Origin of the sequence: Streptomyces sp. LS1784 (genome assembly GCF_020103755.1) — a bacterium.
GTDB lineage: Bacteria > Actinomycetota > Actinomycetes > Streptomycetales > Streptomycetaceae > Kitasatospora.
Window position 1 is genome coordinate 1 of sequence record NZ_JAHSQD010000875.1, and the last position, 2,340, is coordinate 2,340.

2 protein-coding genes are annotated in these 2,340 nt (G+C 73.3%); both read right to left on the minus strand.

The window, feature by feature from the left end; genetic code table 11:
* A partial coding sequence (locus KS423_RS43665; RefSeq protein ID WP_224285242.1) for an ABC transporter permease occupies positions 1–728 on the minus strand: 728 nt, incomplete at its 3' end.
* A partial coding sequence (locus KS423_RS43670) for an ABC transporter substrate-binding protein (protein WP_308020323.1) occupies positions 725–2,340 on the minus strand: 1,616 nt, incomplete at its 5' end. The genes KS423_RS43670 and KS423_RS43665, both read right to left, overlap by 4 nt.

Consider the following 2,340-nt stretch of genomic DNA (forward strand, 5'->3'; position numbering starts at 1 on the left):
AGCCAGCCGCCCAGCGTGACCGCCGGCACCAGCGCGTGCCGCAGCGCGTGCCGGCCGCGCAGCGCCAGCGGACCGATCCCGCGCGAGCGCGCGGTCAGCGCGAACGGCTCGTGCAGCGCCGACTCCAGGCCCTCACGCAGCACCTGCGAGAGCAACGAGCCGAACGGCACCGCCAGGGTCACCGCCGGCAGCACCAGCGACTCCCAGCCCTGCGCCCCGGCGACCGGGAACAGCCGCAGGTGGAACGAGAACAGCGTGAGCAGCAGGACGCCCAGCCAGAACGGAGGGGTGGAGATCGCCAGCAGCTCCGCCCCGGACGCCGCGCCGCGCACCGCCCGCCGCCGCCCGGCCGTGGTCACCGCGGACACCAGGGCGAACAGCAGGATCAGCCCGAAGGCCGTCAGCGCGAGCGCCGCGGTCGGCCCCAGCTGCTCGCCGATGATCCTGCTCACCGGCTGCTGCTGCTGGTACGAGCGGCCGAGGTCGCCGCCCAGCAGCCGGCCGAGGTAGGTCAGGTACTGCGCGAACAGCGGACGGTCCAGCCCGAACTCCCGGGTGATCTCGGCCCGGACGGCCGCCGAGCCGGTGGTCACCGAGCCGCCGAGCAGGGTCGACACCGGGTCGCCGGGCACCAGGTGCAGCGCCAGGAACCCCAGGGTGGCCGCGCCCCAGAGCACCAGGACCGCGCCGCCCAGCCGGTGCAGCACCGCGCGGGCCACGCGCGTCACCTGGTCTTCCAGACGCCGGCGAACTGCGGCCAGGCGTTCGCGTCGAACGCCAGGCCCCGGACGAGCTGCGAGTGCCCGATCAGGTTGGTGGTCACGTACAGCGGCAGCACCGTGCCGTGCTCCACCGCCCACCGCTCGGCCTTGGTGTAGCTCGCCTTGCGGGTCGCCGGATCGGTGGTCGCCGCGCCCGCCGTCAGCCAGCCGTCGAGCTCCGGGTCCTTGCTGAGCGACACGTTCTGGCCGCCCGTCGCCGGGGTGTTGGCGCTGAGGTAGAAGCCCGCCAGGATCGCCGGGTCGGCCCGTACCCAGGAGTTGTCCCACAGGTCGTAGTCGCCGCTCGCGTAGATCTTGAAGTAGGTGCCGTTGTCGATCGGGTCGCGCACCAGCTCGATCCCGGCCTTCTTCAGATCGGCCTGGATGCCCGCCGCCAGGGTGTCGCGCTGGTCGCGCACCAGCGAGGCGACGTAAGGCCAGTGCAGGGTCAGCCGCCTGCCGTCCTTCACCCGGTAGCCGTCCGCGTCCTTGGCGCTCCAGCCGGCCTCGTCGAGCAGCCGGCCGGCCGCCGCGGCGTCGTGCGGCAGGGCGTCCTTCAGCCCGGCCTCGTACGCTGCCGGGGTCGTCGGGCTGAGCGGGCTCCAGGCGCGCTCGTACTCGCCGAAGTAGATGCTCTTGACCAGCGCTTCCACGTCCACCGACCGCTGGACGGCCCGGCGCACCCGCTCGTCCTGCAACGGCCCCCGCGTGGTGTTCAGGAACAGCGAGTAGACGACGCCGGGGTTCTGCGTGCGGGTCACCTCGATGCCGGCTGCCGCCCGCACCGTGCGCACCGCGGTGACCGGCAGCGTGGCCGCGTCCACCTGCCGGCTGGTCAGCGCACCGGAGCGGACCGAGTCCTCGGGCAGGAAGCGGATCGTCAGCCCGTCCAGGTACGGCGCGCCCTGGTTCGCGGCGCCCTCCGGGGCCCACGCGTAGGCGTCGTTGCGCTTGAACTCGACGTGGTCGTTCTTGACGTACTCGGTCTCCTTGAACGGCCCGGTGCCCACCGAGTCCGCACCGCCCGCGCACAGCCGGTCCGCCTTCTCCGCCAGCGACTTCGGCGAGGCGATGCCCAGGTACGGGGTGGCCGCCGCCTGCAGGAACGGCACGTACGGCTCGGCGAAGGACACCCGGACGGTGTGCGGATCGACCACCTCCGCGCCGGTGTACGGGCCGAGCAGGCTGGCCGCGTACAGCGACTTGGTCCTCGGGTCCTTGATGTGGTCGAGGTTGGCCTTCACCGCGGCCGCGTCGAACGCCGTGCCGTCGTGGAAGGTGACGCCCTCGCGCAGTCGGAAGGTGTACGTCCTGGCGTCCGGTGAGATCTGCCAGGACTTCGCCAGCCACGGGTGGAAGGCACCCTTGTCGTCCAGGTACACCAGCGAGTCGAAGACGTTGCGCTGGATCACCGCCGTCACGTCGCCGGGGCTGACGTGCGGGTCCAGGCAGGACGTGCCGACCGCCACGGCGTACTTCAGGGTGCCGCCGCGCACCGGAGCCCCTTCGGCGCCCGCGCCCGGCCCGGCCGGACCGGCCGAGGAGCAGCCCGCGAGCAGCACGGCCGCCAGGCCGGCGG